Source organism: Dietzia sp. MNB45 (assembly GCF_051994785.1).
In the GTDB taxonomy this organism is placed as follows: domain Bacteria; phylum Actinomycetota; class Actinomycetes; order Mycobacteriales; family Mycobacteriaceae; genus Dietzia; species Dietzia kunjamensis.
In genome coordinates this window covers 793,416-812,258 of the sequence record NZ_CP163397.1, presented here as the reverse complement: position 1 = coordinate 812,258, position 18,843 = coordinate 793,416, and the positions used below count along the sequence as shown (strand labels likewise).

The following is an 18,843-nucleotide window of genomic DNA, read 5'->3' as shown; positions in this document are numbered from 1 at the left end:
ACCGACCCCCGCGGCCCCAAAGTCCGGCGCGCAGCCCCCCTCCGCCGGGCGTCCGCGCCCGCCCCGTCACGAGGCACCCGACCGAGCCCCACCCCCCGGCTGAGCCCCGCACCCGGTCGGGCCCCTCACCCCGGCCGGACGACCGGCAGCCCCGCGGCGACCGCCGCCGCCCGGGTCCCCGAGGCGCGCACCCGGCCCTCGGAGATCGCCGAGTCCCAGTCGAGCCGGCCCGTCGCCAACTCCAGCCAGGTGCGGGGGTCCGTCTCGACGACGTTCGGGGGGCTGCCGCGGGTGTGCCGGGGCCCCTCCACGCACTGCGCCGCGGCGAACGGCGGCACCCGGACCTCGACCGACCGTCCCGGCAGCTCCGCCGCGAGGATCTCCACGGTGCCGCGGACCGCCGCCGCCAACGCGGACCGACCAGGTCTGGCGGCCACCTCGTCGTCGTCGTCGAGCCACGGTGTCACCGCCTCGACGGCCGCGCGCACCGCCGCGGCGTCGGGGACGCGGCTCACGTCGGATCCCCCGCCGCCACGGTGACCGGGCCCTCGGCAGCCGGCAGTCCCCGCGCGCCCGTGCGCACGCCCCGACGGCGGTCGCGACGGTCCTGGGCGGTGCGCCGACTCCACGTCCGCGCGGCCAGGCTCGTGAGCAACAACATGATGAGGACGTTGACCGCCAGGACCGGGTACCCGCCGAGGAACGTGTCCTGCTCGGCATCGGTGGACACGCGCCCGTACTCGGTGGAGACGGTGCTCACCACGGTCAGTGTCAGCAACCACACGCGCGGCCGGGCATACCCCAGGTAGGTGAGCAGTGCCAGAACCCCCATCGCGCCGTAGGTCGCGCCGATGAACAGCGCGAGCGCCACGACCGCCGGCACCACCTCGGACTGCTCGAGCCCCGCGAACTCCTCCAGGTCCGTCCCACCCAGCAGGTCGCGCAACGCCAGCACGGTCAACACGAGGACGCTGACGGCGACGAGTGCGCACCCCGCGGTGAGCGCCGCCGGCCGCGGCAGGTGGCCGGGGTCGGGCGCGACGTCGTCGGCCGGACGGTCCGGATCCCCCGAGGCGACGCCGCCCTCGGCGACCGGGTCGTCGAACCCGCGGGCCGCGCGCACCACGCCCGGCGGCAGGTCGTCCGCCGACGCCTCGGGCACCGGCACGGTGCGCAGGTCCAGCACGGGCAGGTCCCCGTCGGTGCGGATCGCGTCACCGCCGCCGTTGCGGGAGTGGTAGCCGGTCGAGAAGTTCTCCAACACCCGGACCCCCACACCGGGGACGTGGTACCGGATCGACTCGACGATGTAGTCGCGCTCGACGTCGATGTCCGCGTCGATCTTGTGGGTCACCTGGAGGGTGAACAGCGACAGGCCCACCGCGCGGTCGTAGGTGCCGGCGCCGAGCCACTGCACCCGGTGCCCGCCGGGCAGCAGCCACCCGTCCGGGCACCGCCAGAAGCGCACGTGGTGGCGCTGCGCGGCGTTGCCCTCGACCTCCTGCTGATACGCCAGGCACTGCCGGCGACCGAAGAGCCGCAACGGACTGACCGGCGCCGACGGGTAGGACCGACGCAGGACCGAGGACATGATGATCCCCCACGAGGAGCGGACCGTGATGTCGTCGGCCAGCACCCAGCCGCAGGCGGTCATCGCCTCGTGGATCTGGCGGGCCGTGCCGTCGACGGCGAGGTTGACCGGATCCCCCAGCAGCCCGTCGGAGGTGCGGGTGCGGGCGATGAAGTACCCGGGCACGTACACCGACGTGACGAGCGTCTGCAGGCGCGGCAGCACCAGGTAGGCGACCAGCGCCCAGAACGGGATCAGCAGGAACAGATGCCACCAGGTGTGGTGCCAGACGTCGCCCAGCAACCGCCAGCCCAGCCAGCCCGCCGACAGGGTGGCGACCGCGAAGAACACGGTGTCCACCGCGAGCCCGGGCAGGGGTGGCCGCACCGTGTCGTCGCGGACCTTGGTCGGCGGGCTGACGTAGACGGGCGGTTCGGTCGGGCGGCCGGGCGCGACGGGGACTCCCGTCACGGCCGGAGCCGCCGGGTCGGCGCCGCCGCCCGCGACGGGCGTCGTGCGCTCGCTGGTGGACATGGATCGACGATAGCCGCCGGTCCGTCCCGTGCGGAGCCCGATCACTGCGAGAATGTGCGCGTGCCCACGCCCGACCCCACCCCCGCGAGCAGTCTGACCGCCCACGAGGACCACCTGCGCGCCCTGGGGTTGCCGCTCGTGATCGCCCCGGCCACGCGGCGCCGCGAGGTGCTCCCCCGCTCCGCCGGCCTCGGCGCCGGGCTCGCGGTGGCCGCCACCGGGATCGCCGCCGTGGACCGGTCGAACGACTACATGATCGCGTTGCTCGAGCGGGCCGGGCCGGGGGCGGAGCCGGATCTGCTCGACGCCCCGGAGCCGATCGCCGAACTCCTCCTGCTGGCGGTCGCGCTCTGGGTCGCCGCCCCACTCGTGGGATGGCTGGTGTCGACGGCGGCCCGTCGCGCGCGCCCGGTGGTCGGCTCGGCGATCGGTCTCGGGGCACTGATCGCCCTCGTCGTCGTCCCCCACGTCGTGTTCGACCCCCACGACGGCCCCTCGTACCGCACCACCGTCCTGCTCGCGGTGGGCGTCCTGGTGGGCACCTACACGGGGCTGGGCTCGCTGATGCGCTGGTCGGCGCGGCGCGTGCGGCGGGAACTGGCCACCATGGGGCCGATGGTGGCGAGGGTGCTGCCGATCCTCATGCTGGCGGTGCTGTTCCTGTTCTTCAGCGTGGAGATCTGGCAGGTCATGGTCGAACTGTCCTGGCCGCGGACGTTCGCCGTGTTGGGCGTCATGGTGGTGCTCACCGTGCTGCTGGTGGGCATCTCCACCCGCGACGACATCATCCAGGACCTGGGCGGGCGCGCGCCGGACCGCCCGCTGCGTCCGGGCGAGCGGGTGAACCTGGTGCTGGTGCCCGTGCTGGCGACCCTGATCCAGGCGGCGCTGTTCGCCACGCTCGTGTTCCTGTTCTTCGTGACCCTCGGGTGGATCGCCGTCCCCGAGATCACCGAGACCCGGTGGACGCTGCGTCCTCCCGACGAGCCGGGCGGGCTGCTGTTCGGACTCCCGGTCAGCGTCACCCTCGTGCGCGTGTCGCTGATGCTGGCGACGTTCTCCGCGCTCAACCTGGCCGCCGCGGCGGCCTCCGACGCCGCGCACAAGGAACGGTTCGTACGTCCTATGCTCGACGAGGTGGTCCGTGGCCTCGCCGCGCGGGAGGCCTACCTGGGGGCACGACGACGAGGGCTGCCGTAGGCCCGGGGCCCTGACGGGCCGTCAGGGGGTGCGGTAGTCCCGGGCGCGCAGCAGGACGGTCACGACCGCCGCGCCGATCACGACCGCCGCGGCCAGCGCGAGCGCGGTGGCGCCCATGGCCACGTGCAGCAGTGCGCCGGCGACACCACCGAGGACGAGCGCGGACCACAGGGCCACCTGCTGGCGGTACGGGGCCCACGATCCCCCGGCCAGCGCGTCGACCAGGCGGTGGGCCGACTTCACCACCGCGCCCGTCATGTACGTCACGCCGAGCGAGACCTCGCCACGGGAGTGGAAGACGGAGTTCATGGCCCCCATCGATGCCGCCGCCGCCGCGACCGACACCGGCGCCCCGAGCACCGTGGCCGTGGTGGCCCAGTGCAGGACGAGCGAGAGCACGAGCAGGAACGCCACGAGGGACAGGACCGCCGGTCGGTCGTCGAGGTTGCGGCGTCGGGTCACCACCGCGCCCCCGACCGCCCCCAGGAAGAACGAGACCAGCACGACGGCGGCGATGGCGGCACCTGCGAGGTCACCGCCCGAGAGATCGACGACCATGCGGGTGGAGTTCCCGCTCATGAAGGACACGAAGTAGCCGCCCACCACGAGGAAGCCGACGGCGTCGACGAACCCCGCGGTGGCGGCGAGCACCACCGCGAGGACCCGCTCACGCCCGCGCAGGTCGCGCATCCGCCCGCCTGCCCCCGGTCCGGCCGTCCTCCCCGACGACTCAGACGGGGTCGACGCCGAACAGTGCCGGCAGCGTCCCCTCGTGGGCGGCGCGCAACTCGTCGGTGGTGAGGGTGAACTGGCCCTGCACCTCGAACGTGCCCGAGTCGGGGTCGGTCACGCCGACCCGCGCGTGCGGGATGTTCTGCGCGGTGAGCATCTGCTGGAAGCGGATCTCCTCGCCCCGCGGCACGGAGACGATCACGCGTCCGGAGGACTCTGAGAACAGCCACACGAACGGGTCGGCGCCCTCGGGCAGCACGACGCGGATGCCGCACTCGCCCGCCAGCGCCGACTCCACGAGAGCCTGCGCGAGGCCGCCCTCGGACAGATCGTGGGCGCCGGTGATGAGGCCGTCCTTCGAGCTGGTCGCCATGATGCGGGCCAGGGTGGCCTCCCACGTCAGATCCACCGTGGGCGGCAGTCCGCCGAGGTGGTCGTGGGCGACCTGGGCCCAGATGGACCCGTCGAACTCGTCCCGGGTCTCGCCGAGGAGGTAGATGCTCTCACCGGGGGTGTCACCGAACGCGGTGGGCGTGCGGCGGGCGACGTCGTCGAGCACGCCGAGCACGCCCACGACGGGCGTCGGCAGGATCGGCGTGGAGCCGGTCTGGTTGTAGAACGAGACGTTGCCGCCGGTGACGGGGATGCCGAGCTCGGCACACCCGTCGGCCAGGCCGTGGACGGCCTCGCGGAACTGCCACATCACGCCCGGGTCCTCGGGGGAGCCGAAGTTCAGGCAGTTGGTCACCGCGACCGGGGTGGCGCCGGTGACGGCGACATTGCGGTACGCCTCCGCCAGGGCCAGCCGGGCACCGGTGTACGGGTCGAGCTTGGTGTAGCGACCGGAGGCGTCGGTGGACAGCGCGATGCCGCGACCGGACTCCTCGTCGATGCGCAGGACGCCGCCGTCGGCGGCCTCCGCGAGGATCGTGTTGCCGCGGACGTACCGGTCGTACTGCTCGGTGATGAACTTGCGCGAGCACAGCGCCGGGCTGGAGATCATGTCCAGAAGGGTCTGACGCAGCTCGTCACCGGTGGCCGGGCGGGCCAGGTTCGCGGTGGTGTCGGCCTGCAGAGCGTCCTGGTCGGCGGGGCGCTCGACGGGGCGCTCGTAGACCGGTCCCTCGTCGGCCAGTGACTCCGGCGGGGCGTCCACGACGGTCTCGCCGCGGAACTCGATGGTGAGCCGGTCGCCGTCGGTGACCTCGCCGATGTCGGCGGCCAGCACGTCCCAGCGGCGGCACACCTCCATGAAGGCCTCGACGTTCTCCGGCGTCACCACGGCGCACATGCGCTCCTGCGACTCACTCGAGAGGATCTCCGCGGCGGTCATGCCCTCCGCACGCAGCGGGACGTTGTCGAGCACGATGTGCATGCCGCCGTCGCCGGCCGCCGCCAGCTCGGAGGTGGCGCACGCCAGGCCGGCTCCGCCGAGGTCCTGGATGCCCACGACCAGTTCCTCGCGGTACAGGTCGAGGCAGCACTCGATGAGGACCTTCTCCGTGAACGGGTCGCCCACCTGGACGGCCGGGAGCTTGCGGGGTTTGACCGGCGCGCCGTGCTCATCCACGTCGAAGGTCTCGGAGGCGAGCACCGACACGCCACCGATCCCGTCGAGGCCGGTGCGGGCACCGAACAGGATGATCCGGTTGCCAGTGCCGGAGGCGAACGCCAGGTGCAGGTCCTCGACGCGCATGACGCCCGCGCCGAGGGCGTTGACCAGAGGGTTGGCGGCGTAGGACTCGTCGAACACGGTCTCGCCACCGATGTTGGGCAGGCCCAGGCAGTTGCCGTAGCCGCCGACGCCCGCCACGACGCCGGGGAGCACGCGGTGCGTGTCGTCGGCGTCGGCGGGGCCGAAACGAAGCTGGTCCATCACGGCCACCGGCCGCGCACCCATCGCCATGATGTCGCGGATGATCCCGCCGACACCGGTCGCGGCGCCCTGGTAGGGCTCGATGTACGAGGGGTGGTTGTGGGACTCCACCTTGAACGTCACGGCCCAGCCGCCACCGATGTCCACGACGCCGGCGTTCTCACCGATGCCGGCGAGCATCGACGAGCGCATCTCGTCGGTGGTGGTCTCCCCGAAGTACTTCAGGTGCACCTTGGACGACTTGTAGGAGCAGTGCTCCGACCACATGACGGAGTACATGGCCAGCTCGGCGTCCGTGGGGCGGCGCCCCAGGATCTCCCGGATGCGGGCGTACTCGTCCTCCTTGAGTCCGAGTTCCGCCCACGGCTGGGCGAGCTCGGGGGTGTCGGAGGCGTGCGAGATGGAGTCCACGTGAGAGGTCACGGGGCCGAGTCTAGTCGGCCCCGTCCGGGTGGCGAATCGACGCCTTCGGCCCCACCTCGTGCGGGGCCACCCGGGGCCCGCCCTACGTCGACAGGACCTCGAACGTCAGGCCGCCGCGCTGGACCCGGTCCAGCAGGGCGTCACCCATGGCCTGGGCCGTGGTGAGCTGACCCGAGAGCGCGGGCAGGTCGTCGAACGCCAGGCTCAGACCCGACTCCGCGAGCATCATCGACGTCTCGGTGTACCCCGGGTCGCCCCCCGAGACCCGGGTGACGATCCGACGTCCTCCGGCGAGCGCGACGAACGTGACGTCGAACGAGGACCGGGCCCGGCGGGACTCGCTCGGCCCGGCCCCGCGGTCGATCCGATTGAGGATCTGCGACCGGATGGGGCCGACCTGCGAGCCGAGCGCGAGCGCGCCGACACCGACCATGCCGGCCGTGGCGGTGACGGGCGAGCCGACCGACGCGTAGTGCGAGTAGGTGAAGTCCGGCCCGTAGCTCTCGAGGGCTGCGGCCGACCGCAGGACGATCTGCGGGTCGATGGTCGGCAGCGGCACGAGCCACCGGCCCAGCACGCTGTCCCGGTGCGGCTTGCCCTGGACCGACTTGATCCGCCGACCGGAGACCCTGCCCTCCTTCTGTCGCCGGAGCTTGGCGGTCTTCGCCGCGTCCCGCAGGCGCGCGAACTGGCCGATGGCCGAGTGGAAGGTTCCGCCGGAGAACTGGGCGTCCGCATGGACGGCCCCGTACACCACCGCGGGCACGCCCTCGGGCACCTGCTTCATGGTGTAGAACACGCCCAGGTCGTGGGGGATCGAGTCGAAACCGCAGGCGTGGACGATCCGTGCGCCGGAGGCCACGGCCACGTCGTGATACTCGAGGTACATGCGGTCGACGAACTCGGGCTCCCCGGTCAGGTCCACGTAGTCGGTTCCGGCCTCGGCGCAGGCGGCCACCAACGGCTCGCCGTACTCGAGGTACGGGCCGACCGTGGTGATGATGACGCGCGCCGACCGCGCCATCTCCGCCAGCGATCGCGCGTCGTCGGTGTCCGCGACGACGACCCCGGGCGCGGGGACGTCCGGCATCTCGGTGGCCAGTCGGGCGACGATCGCGTCCAACTTGGTCCGGTTCCGGCCCGCGACCGCCCAGGAACCACCCTCGGGCATGTGCCGCAGCAGGTACTCGGCCACCAGTCCCCCGGTGAACCCGGTCGCACCGTAGAGGACGATGTCGAACGGCCGGTCGGCCTTGTCGGAGGCGGAGACGGGCTGGTTACTGGTTTCGCTCATCCCACGGTTCTACCGCATCGGCCGCGGTCGGCGGGCGACGCACGGGGCACAGCCGACCACGAGTGGCGCGAGTGACCTTTGTCACTAATGTGAAGAAAGTTGAACCATTGTCCACCAGATAAGGGCAAAATCATCTCGCGCGCGCGACCACCCGGGTCGCCGCACCGTGCCCCGGCTATCCCGGGGCAAACTTCATAAAGGAGACCCCATGGACCTCACCGGTTCGATCGCAGACGCCACCGTTCCCTTCAGCATCGAGACCTTCGGCAGCTTCGACGGCGTCGGCTCCTCCGCCGTGGACACCATCCTCGGCTTCGTCCTCGAGCTGCCCCTGACGATCCTCGGCCTCGTCGCCGGCATCGGTGGCGACCTGGGCAGCACCCTCGGCAGCCCGCTCGGCTGATCCACCCCTGCAACACCGAAGGGCCCGCCGGGAGCAATCCCGGCGGGCCCTTCGCTCTGAGCGCAGCGTGCTGATCAGACCCTGACGATCGAGTCCAGCGCGGACAGGAACAGGCCCAGTCCGTCGTCGGAGGGCCCGGTCAGCGGGTCGATCGCGTGCTCGGGGTGCGGCATGAGACCCACCACGCGACCGTCGGCGGAGCTGATGCCGGCGATGTTGTTGGTGGAGCCGTTGGGGGCGTCACCGGAGAAGCGGAAGACCACGCGCCCCTCGGCCTCGAGCTGCTCGATGGTCTCGGGCGTGGCCATGTAGCGGCCCTCGCCGGACTTGAGCGGGATGAGGATCTCGGCATCCTGCTCGAACCGGGAGGTCCAGGCGGTGTCGTTGTTCTCCACCCGCAGCCACTCGTCGCGGCAGATGAAGTGCATGTCGCGGTTGCGGCCCATGGCGCCGGGCAGGAGACCGGCCTCGCACAGGATCTGGAAACCGTTGCAGATCCCCAGCACGGGCATGCCGCCCTTCGCGGCCGAGATGACCTCACCCATGACGGGGGCCATCGACGCGATGGCACCGCAACGCAGGTAGTCGCCGTAGGAGAAGCCGCCGGGGACCACCACGGCGTCGACGCCCTTGAGGTCGGCGTCGTCGTGCCACAGGGAGACGGCCTCGGCCCCGGCCCGGGTGACGGCACGGGAGGCATCGATGTCGTCGAGCGTTCCGGGGAAGGTGATGACGCCGATCCGTGCGGTCACGAGGCCGCCTCCGCGGTGTCCACGCGGACGACCTTCCAGTCCTCGATCACGGTGTTAGCCAGGAGGGACGAGGCGATCTCCTCGAGCTCGGCCTCCGTCACGCCGTCGGCGACCTCGAGTTCGAACCGCTTGCCCTGCCGGACGTCGGTGACTCCGCCGTGGCCCAGACGGCCGAGGGCTCGGTGGATGGCCTGACCCTGCGGATCGAGGATCTCGGCCTTGGGCATGACTTCGACGACGACTCGGGCCACGGTGGGAACTCCTCGATCGGACGGCTACGCGGGACGATCCCGGACCGGCCGGGACTCACTGGTCGATCCTACCCGCCGCTGGTCGCCGGACCGAAAGCTCACGCGGCACCCACGAGGGCGACCGGAGACCACTCGTAGCGGGCGGGCCGCGCACCGTGCTCGCCGACCACCGCATCGACCGCGTCGAGCAGCGCCGACCGGGGTGCCCGGCGCGAGAGTTGCCCGGCCGCGACGTTGAGCCGGACCGTCCCGCCGGCCTCGGCGGTGCGCCCGGCCGCGGCGACGAGGGCCCGGCACCACCAGGCGTCGGCGACGAACCCCTCGCCGATCGAGAGCGCCCGACCCCGCTCGATGGTGCCGCGCGGGAGGTCGTGGATTCCTGTCAGCGCGGCACAGACGTGGAAGCCCGCCCCGGGGAGTGCCCTGAGGCATCCCGGGGAGGCGTTCCAGCGCGGCGGGGCGAACACCCGGGTCCGCAGGCCCATCTCCGCCATGAGCCGGTCGGCGGCGGTGAGACGCACGGCGGCCTCGGCGGGTCCGATCGAGGCGAACTCGGGCCTACGGGGCCTGGTCGCCGCGTCGTCGTAACCGCCCAGCACGATGGCGTCGCCGCGCCGCCGGCGATGCCGCAGCCACTCCTGGGTGCCGTCGTCGTCGGCGAGTCGGTACTCGCGCCCCCGCCGCGGGGCGACGAGCAGCGAGACCGGCACGGATCGACGTTCGAGGTCGCCGACCAGGTCGACGGCGTGGTCGAGGGTGGTGTCGCGGAGTCCCGAGACCGAGACGATGAGGCGCGGGGTCATGGGGGCATCGTGTCAGGGAGTGATGACGCGGTGACGACGGCGAGGTGTACTCCAGATTGCCGAGCCCCACACAGCACCGAGACCGACACAGTGCCGGCGCGACACAGTGCCGAGACCGATATCCCCGCCGGCGCGGTCAGATCGGAAGTGCCTCCTCGAGCGCGTCCACCAGTTCGGGGGCTCCGGGCTCGACCTTGGGACGGAACCGTCCGACGACCTCCCCCTCGGGCGAGAGCAGGAACTTCTCGAAGTTCCACTGCACGTCCCCCGCCTCACCGTCGGAGTCGGCCACCTTGGTGAGCTCGACGTAGAGCGGGTGTCGGTCGGGCCCGTTGACGTCGACCTTGGCCGCGAGCGGGAAGGTGATCCCGTACTTGCCGGAGGTGAACTCCTTGATGGCGTCCTCGTCACCCGGCTCCTGGCCCATGAACTGGTTGCAGGGGAACCCGATCACGAAGAGGCCGCGGTCGCGGTAGTCGTCCGCCAACTCCTGCAGCCCCTCGTACTGCGGGGTGAGCCCGCACTCGCTGGCGACGTTGACCACGAGGACCGCGTGGCCCGCGTAGTCGCCCATGCTGGCCTGCTCGCCCTCGATGGTGGTGAACGAGATGTCGTGGATGCTTCCGCTACTCATGTGATCCAGCCTACCCACAACGAACCATTGACAAATCGTTGGGTTTTCCCAACACTTAGATACATGAGCCCAGTCCGACGGGGAGAAAAGCTCCCCATTCACAACCGGATCGCCGTGTTGCGGGCCGAGCGCCGCCTGAGCCGTGCGGCGCTCGCCGAGCAGATCGAGGTCAACCCCCAGACCGTGGGGGCGCTCGAGAGAGGCGACCACTACCCGAGCCTGGATCTGGCCTTCCGGATCTGCGCGGTCTTCGACCTGCCGGTCGAGGCCGTGTTCTCCCGCGAGGAGTTCCGACCGATGTCTGCCGAGATCTACCGCCCCACCCGAGAGGACCGATCATGACCTCCAACCGCGTCGACACCCTCACCCGATCCGAGCAGCGATTCGAGAAGATGCAGACCCGGACGGAGGGCAGACTCCCGTCGTGGCGTACCCCGGCACGTCGCCGACTGCTCGTCCGCCTGAACTGGGCGAGCCTGGCGATCATGGCCGCGATCGCGGTGGCGGGGTACTTCTGGTTCCCGATCATCCTGGCCTGGCTCCCCATGACCGTGGTGATCTGCATGGTCTGGACGATGCTGCGCATCACCATCGACTCCAAGGACACCGCCCCCGCCCGATACCTGGACGAGTTCGAGCTGGCGACGCTCCTGCAGGCCCGCTCTCAGTCGCTCTCGCTGGTCACGGGCGGACTGTTCGTGATCTCGATGGTGCTGATCTTCGGTTCGAGCTTCGAGAACGGCGACGGGCACCGGCTCGCCTACGTGATGGGAGGTCTCGGCATCCTCACGTTCCTGGCCGGGGCGGTCATTCCCGCAGCCGCGATGACCCGCACCATGCCCCCCGAGAGCGGGGACGACTTCGGGCCCGCCGCCGACCACACCGCCTGACCCCCGGGAGATCGGCTACTCCGATTCCGGATCCGCTATCCCGATGGGACTAGCGGATCCCGAATTGGAGTAGCGGATCCTCGGGGTGGGGTGGGCGCGACTCCGGGTGGGCGCCGGGCGGGTCTAGCGGGCGGGCCGGGCGGGCCGGGCGGGTCTAGCCTGCGCCCGCCGTGCGGAGGGTCCACGCGTACTCGAACGCGGTCTGACGCCACCGCTCGTAGCGCCCGGACACTCCCCCGTGACCCGCGCTCATCTCACAGCGCAGCAACACCGGCCGATCCGCCGAGTTGGCCGACGGGGACACCGCCCGCAGCCTGGCCACCCACTTGGCGGGCTCCACGTACAGCACCCGGGTGTCGTTGAGCGAGGTCACCGCGAGGATGGCCGGATAGTCCTTGGCCTCGATGTTCTCGTACGGGGCGTACGAGGCCATGTAGTCGTAGACCTCCTCGGAGTGCAGCGGATCGCCCCACTCGTCCCACTCGATCACCGTCAGGGGCAGCTCCGGCATGAGGATCGAGGTGAGCGGGTCGACGAACGGCACCACGGCCTGGATGCCCGCGAACAACTCGGGGGCCAGATTCGCGACCGCCCCCATCAGCAGACCGCCCGCGCTTCCGCCCTCGGCGACCAACCGGTCCGGGGCGGTGAGCCCGGAGTCGACCAGGTGTCGCGCACAGTCGACGAAGTCGGTGAAGGTGTTGCGCTTCGTGTGCGTCTTGCCGTTCTCGTACCAGAGCCGGCCCATCTCACCGCCGCCCCGCACGTGCGCCACGGCGAAGGCCATCCCCCGGTCGAGCAGCGAGAGCCTCGCCACCGAGAACGCGGGATCGATGCTGGTCTCGTACGAGCCGTAGCCGTACAGCAGCGTCGGCACCTGCTCGCCGGCATCGACGCGGGCGGCGGTGCCGGTGGACATCACCAGCGAGATCGGCACCCGGGTGCCGTCCGCTGCCGTCGCCCAGTCGCGTCGCTGGACGTAGCCGCTCGGGTCGTACCCGCCGAGCACCTCCTGCTCACGCAGCAGCGTCCGCTCCCCCGAGGCGAGGTCGAGCGAGTAGACCCGGCCCGGCGTGACGAACGAACCGAAGCCGAACCGCAGGACCGGCGAGTCCCACTCCGGGTTGGACCCCGGACCGGAGGTGTACAGCTCCTCGTCGAACTCGACGGGCTCGAACCGCCCGTACGCCTCGACTCCCGCCGTGGACCCCTGCTCGAGCGGCATCAGCGCGAACCGCGGCAGCGCCGCTTCGCGGTACCCCAGCACCAGCACGCGCGCGAAGGCGTCCACGCCCTCCACCCGGACGTCGTCACGGTGGGCCACCAGCGTGCGCAGATCCCGCAGCTCGCCCTCGATCGGACCGACAGGCGCCTCGACCACCTCGTAGTTCGGGGCGCCGTCGTTGTGGGTGATGATGAACCGGTCCTCGCCACCGACGACCGCGTGCTCGACGTCGTACTCGACGCCCTCCTGCCGCGGCCGGACGCACCAGAACTCGCCGGCGGGATCGTTCGAGTCCAGGCACCACACCTCGGTGGTGATCTTGGACCCCGCCGCTATCTGCAGGAACTTCTCGCTGCGTGTCTCGCCGACCCCGATCCAGTAGGACTCGTCGGGCTCGTGGAAGACCTTGTCGTCGTCGTCCCTCGTCGTGCCCAGCCGGTGACGCCACACCGTGTCCGGCCGCCAGGCGTCGTCGACCGTGACATAGAAGACGTACCGGCCATCGCGGGACCAGGTCACGCCGGCGGCGATCCCGGAGATCTCCTCGTCCGGGGCCGTGTAGTCCGGGTCGAGCGAGCGGAAACGCAGCGTGTACCGCTCGTCGCCCTCGGTATCGGTGGCCCACGCCAGTGCGCGGCCGTCGTGGCTGACCGAGAACGCGCCCAGCGCGAAGTAGTCGTGACCCTCCGCCTCGGCGTTTCCGTCGAGGAGCAACTGCTCACCCGGCAACTCCACGTCCGGGGAGACCTCGGGCGGAACCCAGCCCGCAGGGTCCGACGGGTCGTCGACGAACTGCTGCGGGACCGGGACCCGACAGTGCCTGGCGTACGAGCGGCCCTCCTCGGTGCGCGAGAAGTACCACCAGCCGCTGGCGCGCACCGGGACCGACATGTCGGTCTCCTTGACGCGGGAGCGGATCTCCTCGTAGACCTCGTCCTCCAGGGGCTTGAGGTCGGCGGTCATCGCATCGGTGTAGGCGTTCTCCGCCTCGAGGTAGGCACGGGTCGCGGGAGCGTCCTTGTCGCGCAACCACTCGTAGTCGTCGACGAAGACGCGGCCGTGGTGCTCGCGACGGTGGGGCCGGCGCTCGGCCTGCGGCGGCGTGGGCGTCTGCCCCGTGGTGGTGGCTGTGGTGGCGGTCGCGGCGGCGGCGGTGTCGGTGGCTGCGGTGTCGGTGTCGGTCGTCTCGGCGGAGCTCACGCTGCGTCGCCCCCGATCCAGTCGGCGAACGAGCGGCCCGAGATGCGCTCGTAGGCCTCGATGTAGCGCGCCCGGGTCGCGTCCACGACCTCCTGCGGCAGAGCCGGTGGCGGGGTGTCGGCATCGGAGTTCCAGCCCGCCTCCGGGCCCGTCAACCAGTTCCGCACGTACTGCTTGTCGAAGCTCGGTTGCACACGGCCCGGCGAATACTCGTCAGCGGGCCAGTAGCGCGATGAGTCCGGGGTGAGCACCTCGTCGGCCAGGATCAGCTCCCCGTCGACCAGGCCGAACTCGAACTTGGTGTCGGCCAGCAGCACTCCCCGCTCGGCCGCCATCTCCGCGGCCCGCGCGTAGACGTCCAGCGTCGCCGTACGCAGCTGCTCGGCCAGCTCGGCCCCGACGATCCCGGTGAGCTGATCGAACGAGATGTTCTCGTCGTGATCCCCCACCGCCGCCTTGGTGGCCGGGGTGAAGATCGGCTCGGGCAGTCGGCTGGCCTCGACCAGGCCCCCGGGCAGCTCGATGCCACACACGGTCCCCGACTCCCGGTACTCGGTCATCCCCGACCCGGTCAGGTAACCGCGGGCCACACACTCGGCCGGAACCATGTCGAGTCGACGGACCACCATCGCGCGGCCGAGCACCTCGAGCGGGATGCGCTCGTCGTCCAGCGTCCCGGCCAGGTGGTTGGGCACGTCGAGGGCGTCGAAGAAGTAGGCGCTCATCGCGGTGAGCACGCGGCCCTTGTCCGGGATGGGCGTGCCGAGGACGTGGTCGTAGGCGGAGATGCGGTCGGTGGCCACCAGGAGGAGCGTCTCACCGTCGATCTCGTACAGCTCGCGGACCTTTCCGGAGACGAGATGGCGGTAAGAGGAGAGATCGGGTCGCATGACGGCCAGCGTAGCCGGACGCCCACGTCCCGAGTCGAGACCGTCGGCCCCCAACCGAGGTTGGTCGGACTCAGCCCAGTCGGGCCTCGAGCCACTCCCCCAACGCCGCGTACGCGTCCTCGGCGCACAGGTCGTTGAACAGCTCGTGGAGGCCGCCCTCGAACTCCCGGTAGGTGATCTCCGGGCGCGGGTCGTGGTCCGAACCGGCGATCTGCGCGAAGCGCCGCGCGCCCGACGGGTAGGTGATGGTGTCGGCCGAGCCGTTGAGGATCAGCGTCGGCAACCGCAGTGCCGGCGACCGCTCGATGAACTTGAGGCCGCCGGCGAGCATCGTCCCCGCCGTCACCGCGGGCACGCCCTTCTGGTGGACCAGCGGATCCGAGGTGTAGTCCTCGACGTACTCGGGCACTCGGGAGATATCGTGCGGGTCGAGCTTCTCCACCGGCAGGAACGGCAGGAGACGAGCGATCACGGGCGCCGCCACGCGCAGCGGTGCCGGTGTCCCCTCGCCCACGACGAGCCCGGGCGAGGAGAGGATGAGGCCCTTGAGGTCCCACGGCCGCCGGAGCGCGGACTCCCCCGCGATCAACCCGCCCATCGAATGCCCCATCAGCAGCCGGGGCAGGGACTCGGCCCCGCCGCCCTCGGCGGACCGGCTCCACTCCACCACCGCGTCACGCACCGCGAGGTTGTCGCGGATGTGCGTCTCTATCGACACCTTGGCGCGGGGCCCGGGAGCCGTGCCGTGGCCGCGCAGATCGTAGGAGGCAACACTGATCCCCCGGTCGGTGAGGAAGCGGATCGTCCGCCCGTACCGGCCGGAGTGCTCGGCGAAGCCGTGCACGAGCAGCAGCAACGCCCGGGGCTGGTCAGCGTGGTGCAGGGTCGCCTGCAGGCCGGAGGTGCCGGGGACGGGGATGGGGGTCTGGCGCATGCTGCACAGACTAGTGCCAGCCCGCCCGGGGCCGAGGCCGATCGCCTGGGGCCGATCGGGCAAAAACCTCAGATCCCGAGCTGGTCCAAGATGAGGCTGCCGGCGCCGAGCGGCATCAGAGAGAACGCGATCGGAACGTAGAACTGCTGCATGAACGCCCCCGGGTCGATCCCGACGGCCGAACTGGCGGTGGCGAGCCCGGCCTGGATCATCCCGAACACGTCGTACAGTGCGCCCCCGAGGGAGCCGCTGGGCCTCGTGACCATGCTGTGGTCCTTCCCTGTCACTCGGCGACGGGAGGGCCCCGCCTCCGTCGGTGTACAGGACTTATCGGGCGGGGGGCCCGGCGGGTTACGGACAGGCTGTCAGAGGATCGAACCCGGCGCATAGCCGGCCGCCTCCGGGTGGCGGGCCACGAGCGCCTCGACGCGGGCGGCGACCGCGTCGACCTGGTCGCCGGCGGCGCCGACGAACGCGGCACGATCCGCGAGCGCCTCCTCGAGCGCGGCGCGATCCAGCGGCAGCCGGTCGTCGGCGGCGAGCCGGTCCAGCAGATCGGGTTCGCGGCCCTCCTCGCGCATGGCCAGCGCCACCGCCACCGCGTTGGACTTGATCGCCTCGTGGGCGACCTCGCGGCCGACCCCGGCGCGCACCGCGGCCATGAGGACCTTCGTGGTGGCGAGGAACGGCAGGTAGCGCTGGAGCTCCTTGTCGATCACGGCCGGGTAGGCGCCGAACTCGTCGAGCACGGTGAGGAACGTCTCGAACATGCCGTCCAGGGCGAAGAACGCATCCGGCAGCGCGACACGACGCACCACGGAGCAGAAGACGTCGCCCTCGTTCCACTGCGCGCCCGCGAGTTCGGCGGCCATGGAGCCGTAACCGCGGAGCACGACCTGCAGACCGTTCACGCGCTCGCAGGAGCGGGTGTTCATCTTGTGCGGCATCGCGGACGAGCCGACCTGACCGGGCTGGAAGCCCTCGGTGACCAGCTCGTGCCCGGCCATGAGCCGGATGGTCTGCGCCAACGACGACGGGCCTGCGCCGAGCTGGACGAGCGCCGAGACGACCTCGTGGTCCAACGACCGCGGGTAGACCTGGCCCACCGAGTCGAAGGTGCGGGCGAAGCCGAGATGCTCGGCGATCCGCCCCTCGAGCTCGGTCATCTTGGCGGCGTCGCCACCGAGGAGGTCGAGCATGTCCTGCGCCGTGCCCATCGGGCCCTTGATGCCGCGCAGGGGGTACCGCTCGAGCAACGACTCCACGCGCTCCAACGCCACCAGCAGTTCGTCGGCCGCGGAGGCGAAACGCTTGCCCAGCGTGGTGGCCTGCGCGGCGACGTTGTGGCTGCGCCCGGCCATCACCGTGTCGCGGTGGGCGACGGCGTGCTCGGCCAGACGCCGGACCGCGGCGACGCCCCGGTCGCGGACGAGCTCGAGTGACCGCACCACCTGGAGCTGCTCGACGTTCTCGGTGAGGTCTCGGCTCGTCATGCCCTTGTGGATGTGCTCGTGGCCGGCGAGGGCGTTGAACTCCTCGATGCGGGCCTTGACGTCGTGCCGGGTGACGCGCTCGCGATCGGCGATCGAGCCGAGGTCGACGCGGTCGATCACCGCCTCGTAGGCCTCGATCACCCCGTCGGGGACGTCGATGCCGAGGTCGCGTTGTGCGCGCAGCACCGCGATCCACAGCTGCCGCTCGAGCACGATCTTGTGCTCGGCGGACCACAGCGTGGCCAGGTCGGCGCTCGCGTAGCGCGAGGCGAGGACGTTGGAGATGCGGGGCTTGCTGCTCTGGGCGGTCACGCCCCCCAGTATCGCAGCCCGGTCAGGAGATCATCGAGCCGCCGGTGGACCCGGCCAGGATCTCCCGGGCGTTGAGGTAGACCTGCTCCACCGTGAGCGGAGCCTGCGCCAGCAGCCACGGCCGGGTGACGTAGACGATGGCGGTGATGATCTCGGCGGAACCCATGCGCCGACCGTAGCGCTCCGCGGGCGCCGGCGGGGGCCGTACATCACAGCCGCCCGCGGGGCCGGTACCTACGGGGCGAGCACGGCCTCCAGCCGGTCCATCGCCTCGGCGATCTCCTCGGTGCCGCCGGCGAAGCTCAGCCGGACGGTGTGGCCACCGTCGACGGTGTCGAAGTCGACGCCCGGCGTCAACGCGACCCCTGTTCGCTCGAGGACCTCCGCGCACCACGCCACCGAGTCGTCGGTCCAGCGTGAGACGTCGAAGTACGCGTAGAAGGCGCCGTCCGGAGGGGCGATCTCCCCCACGCCCAGCTCGCCCAGTCTGCGCAGGACCAGGTCGCGGTTTCGGGCGTACCGCTGGACGTGGCCGTCCAGCTCGGCGGCAGCGGCTTCGGTGAACGCGGCGACGGCGGCGAACTGGGCATCGGCGGGCGGACAGATGGTGAGGTTGCCGATCATGCGGTCCACGGGGTCGCGCAGGTACTGCGGGAGCAGCATCCAGCCGATCCGCCAGCCGGTCATGGAGAAGTACTTGGACACCGAGCCCATGACCACGGCCTCGCGGCTGGTCTGCCACGCGCTCGCGCACTCCCGGCCGTAGGCGACGCCGTGGTAGATCTCGTCGCTGATGAGCAGCGTGCCGTGGGCCTCGCACCAGCGCGCGAGGGCCTCGAGTTCGCCCGCGTCGATGATCGTGCCGGTGGGGTTCGCCGGGCTCGCCACGATGAGGCCGGCGGGCGCGTGCCCCAGTTCCGCCGTGACCGCCTCGAGCTGCGCGACCGTGGGTTGGTACCGGGTCTCGTGGCCGCAGACGATCTCGTGGACCCGGCAGCCCAGGGCCTGGAGGGTGTTGCGGTAGGCGGGGTAGCCGGGGCGTGCCATCACGACGGTGTCGCCGGGGTCGAACGCAGCGAGGAACAGCACGGTGAAGCCGCCGGAGGACCCGGTGGTGACGACGACGTCGTCGGCCGTCACGTCCACCCCGTCCCGCCGCCGGTGGTACCCCGCGATCGCCTCGCGGAGCGGGCGGATGCCCATCGCCTCGGTGTATCCGAGGATCTCGGTGTCCAGGGCGTGGCGGGCGGCGGCGAGTACAGGGCCGGGGGCCGGGGTCGAGGGCTGGCCCGCGCACAGCGAGATGACGTCGCCGTGGGTCTCCTGCCGGCGGGCGGCGGCGGCGAGGACGCTCATGACGTGGAAGGGCTCGACGGCCGAGCGGCGGGAGGGTTCGCGTGCGACGGGCATGCCCCCGACGCTAGCGG

Annotated in this window: 20 protein-coding genes; 4 read left to right on the top strand and 16 right to left on the bottom strand. The window is 71.4% G+C overall.

Translation table 11 applies throughout. The features are described from left to right. Window positions 1-125: 125 nt before the first annotated feature. Together AB5G72_RS03985 and AB5G72_RS03980 are read right to left on the bottom strand one after the other, a co-directional pair. Entirely contained in the window at window positions 126-515 is a 390-nt protein-coding gene (locus AB5G72_RS03985; RefSeq protein ID WP_096905973.1) for a sterol carrier family protein, read from the bottom strand. Next, complete coding sequence (locus AB5G72_RS03980) at window positions 512-2,104, bottom strand: LssY C-terminal domain-containing protein (RefSeq protein WP_440221056.1); 1,593 nt, start codon at window positions 2,102-2,104, stop codon at window positions 512-514. The genes AB5G72_RS03985 and AB5G72_RS03980 overlap by 4 nt, the downstream gene beginning before the upstream one ends. Window positions 2,105-2,164: 60 nt before the next feature. Between AB5G72_RS03980 and AB5G72_RS03975 the strand changes: the two genes are divergently transcribed. Continuing rightward, complete coding sequence (locus tag AB5G72_RS03975; RefSeq protein WP_440221055.1) at window positions 2,165-3,304, top strand: hypothetical protein; 1,140 nt, start codon at window positions 2,165-2,167, stop codon at window positions 3,302-3,304. 21 nt (window positions 3,305-3,325) lie between these two features. Here AB5G72_RS03975 and AB5G72_RS03970 read toward each other — a convergent pair whose 3' ends face one another. The 3 genes from AB5G72_RS03970 to AB5G72_RS03960 all read right to left on the bottom strand — a co-directional run bounded on the left by AB5G72_RS03970 (window position 3,326) and on the right by AB5G72_RS03960 (window position 7,629). Beyond that, window positions 3,326-3,994 carry a YoaK family protein gene (locus AB5G72_RS03970; protein WP_440221054.1) on the bottom strand — a complete coding sequence of 223 codons (669 nt, stop codon included), beginning with the start codon at window positions 3,992-3,994 and terminating at the stop codon, window positions 3,326-3,328. Window positions 3,995-4,034: 40 nt separating this feature from the next. After that, window positions 4,035-6,335, bottom strand: coding sequence for a phosphoribosylformylglycinamidine synthase subunit PurL (gene purL, locus AB5G72_RS03965; protein WP_440221053.1), 2,301 nt, complete (start codon window positions 6,333-6,335; stop codon window positions 4,035-4,037). 82 nt (window positions 6,336-6,417) lie between these two features. Then, window positions 6,418-7,629, bottom strand: a complete 1,212-nt coding sequence (locus tag AB5G72_RS03960; protein WP_440221052.1) for a saccharopine dehydrogenase family protein — start codon at window positions 7,627-7,629, stop codon at window positions 6,418-6,420. Window positions 7,630-7,837: 208 nt separating this feature from the next. Between AB5G72_RS03960 and AB5G72_RS03955 the strand changes: the two genes are divergently transcribed. After that, window positions 7,838-8,032: a hypothetical protein gene (locus tag AB5G72_RS03955; RefSeq protein WP_069388990.1), complete on the top strand. Its 195-nt coding sequence runs from the start codon at window positions 7,838-7,840 to the stop codon at window positions 8,030-8,032. Between the two features lie 74 nt (window positions 8,033-8,106). Here AB5G72_RS03955 and purQ read toward each other — a convergent pair whose 3' ends face one another. From purQ to AB5G72_RS03935, 4 genes are all read right to left on the bottom strand, one after another. Continuing rightward, window positions 8,107-8,784, bottom strand: a complete 678-nt coding sequence (gene purQ, locus AB5G72_RS03950) for a phosphoribosylformylglycinamidine synthase subunit PurQ (RefSeq protein ID WP_120284476.1) — start codon at window positions 8,782-8,784, stop codon at window positions 8,107-8,109. Further along, window positions 8,781-9,035: a phosphoribosylformylglycinamidine synthase subunit PurS gene (gene purS / locus AB5G72_RS03945; protein WP_067711971.1), complete on the bottom strand. Its 255-nt coding sequence runs from the start codon at window positions 9,033-9,035 to the stop codon at window positions 8,781-8,783. Before purS ends, purQ begins: the two co-directional genes overlap by 4 nt. A gap of 98 nt (window positions 9,036-9,133) precedes the next feature. Then, window positions 9,134-9,838 carry a DUF2334 domain-containing protein gene (locus AB5G72_RS03940; protein WP_096905979.1) on the bottom strand — a complete coding sequence of 235 codons (705 nt, stop codon included), beginning with the start codon at window positions 9,836-9,838 and terminating at the stop codon, window positions 9,134-9,136. 136 nt (window positions 9,839-9,974) lie between these two features. Then, entirely contained in the window at window positions 9,975-10,472 is a 498-nt protein-coding gene (locus tag AB5G72_RS03935) for a glutathione peroxidase (RefSeq protein WP_120284478.1), read from the bottom strand. A 63-nt stretch (window positions 10,473-10,535) separates the two neighbouring features. Here AB5G72_RS03935 and AB5G72_RS03930 point away from each other — a divergent pair, with 63 nt between their 5' ends. Both AB5G72_RS03930 and AB5G72_RS03925 read left to right on the top strand, forming a co-directional pair. Continuing rightward, window positions 10,536-10,814, top strand: coding sequence for a helix-turn-helix transcriptional regulator (locus AB5G72_RS03930; RefSeq protein WP_069389637.1), 279 nt, complete (start codon window positions 10,536-10,538; stop codon window positions 10,812-10,814). After that, window positions 10,811-11,362, top strand: a complete 552-nt coding sequence (locus tag AB5G72_RS03925) for a hypothetical protein (protein ID WP_440221051.1) — start codon at window positions 10,811-10,813, stop codon at window positions 11,360-11,362. The genes AB5G72_RS03930 and AB5G72_RS03925 overlap by 4 nt, the downstream gene beginning before the upstream one ends. A 154-nt stretch (window positions 11,363-11,516) precedes the next feature. Here AB5G72_RS03925 and AB5G72_RS03920 read toward each other — a convergent pair whose 3' ends face one another. The 7 genes from AB5G72_RS03920 to AB5G72_RS03890 form a co-directional block, all read right to left on the bottom strand. Next, window positions 11,517-13,787 carry a S9 family peptidase gene (locus AB5G72_RS03920; protein ID WP_440221050.1) on the bottom strand — a complete coding sequence of 757 codons (2,271 nt, stop codon included), beginning with the start codon at window positions 13,785-13,787 and terminating at the stop codon, window positions 11,517-11,519. Beyond that, window positions 13,784-14,677: a phosphoribosylaminoimidazolesuccinocarboxamide synthase gene (locus AB5G72_RS03915; protein ID WP_067711957.1), complete on the bottom strand. Its 894-nt coding sequence runs from the start codon at window positions 14,675-14,677 to the stop codon at window positions 13,784-13,786. The genes AB5G72_RS03920 and AB5G72_RS03915 overlap by 4 nt, the downstream gene beginning before the upstream one ends. Window positions 14,678-14,747: 70 nt before the next feature. After that, window positions 14,748-15,611, bottom strand: a complete 864-nt coding sequence (locus AB5G72_RS03910) for an alpha/beta hydrolase (protein ID WP_120284487.1) — start codon at window positions 15,609-15,611, stop codon at window positions 14,748-14,750. Window positions 15,612-15,679: 68 nt separating this feature from the next. Beyond that, the gene (locus AB5G72_RS03905; protein WP_069389286.1) at window positions 15,680-15,877 is read right to left on the bottom strand and encodes a hypothetical protein; all 198 of its coding nucleotides are present in this window, start codon (window positions 15,875-15,877) and stop codon (window positions 15,680-15,682) included. A gap of 99 nt (window positions 15,878-15,976) precedes the next feature. Next, on the bottom strand, window positions 15,977-17,416 hold the full coding sequence (gene purB / locus AB5G72_RS03900) for an adenylosuccinate lyase (protein WP_120284489.1): 1,440 nt from the start codon (window positions 17,414-17,416) through the stop codon (window positions 15,977-15,979). Window positions 17,417-17,438: 22 nt separating this feature from the next. Further along, the gene (locus AB5G72_RS03895; RefSeq protein ID WP_156776009.1) at window positions 17,439-17,582 is read right to left on the bottom strand and encodes a hypothetical protein; all 144 of its coding nucleotides are present in this window, start codon (window positions 17,580-17,582) and stop codon (window positions 17,439-17,441) included. A gap of 68 nt (window positions 17,583-17,650) precedes the next feature. After that, entirely contained in the window at window positions 17,651-18,826 is a 1,176-nt protein-coding gene (locus AB5G72_RS03890) for an aminotransferase class I/II-fold pyridoxal phosphate-dependent enzyme (RefSeq protein WP_440221049.1), read from the bottom strand. Window positions 18,827-18,843 lie beyond the last annotated feature (17 nt).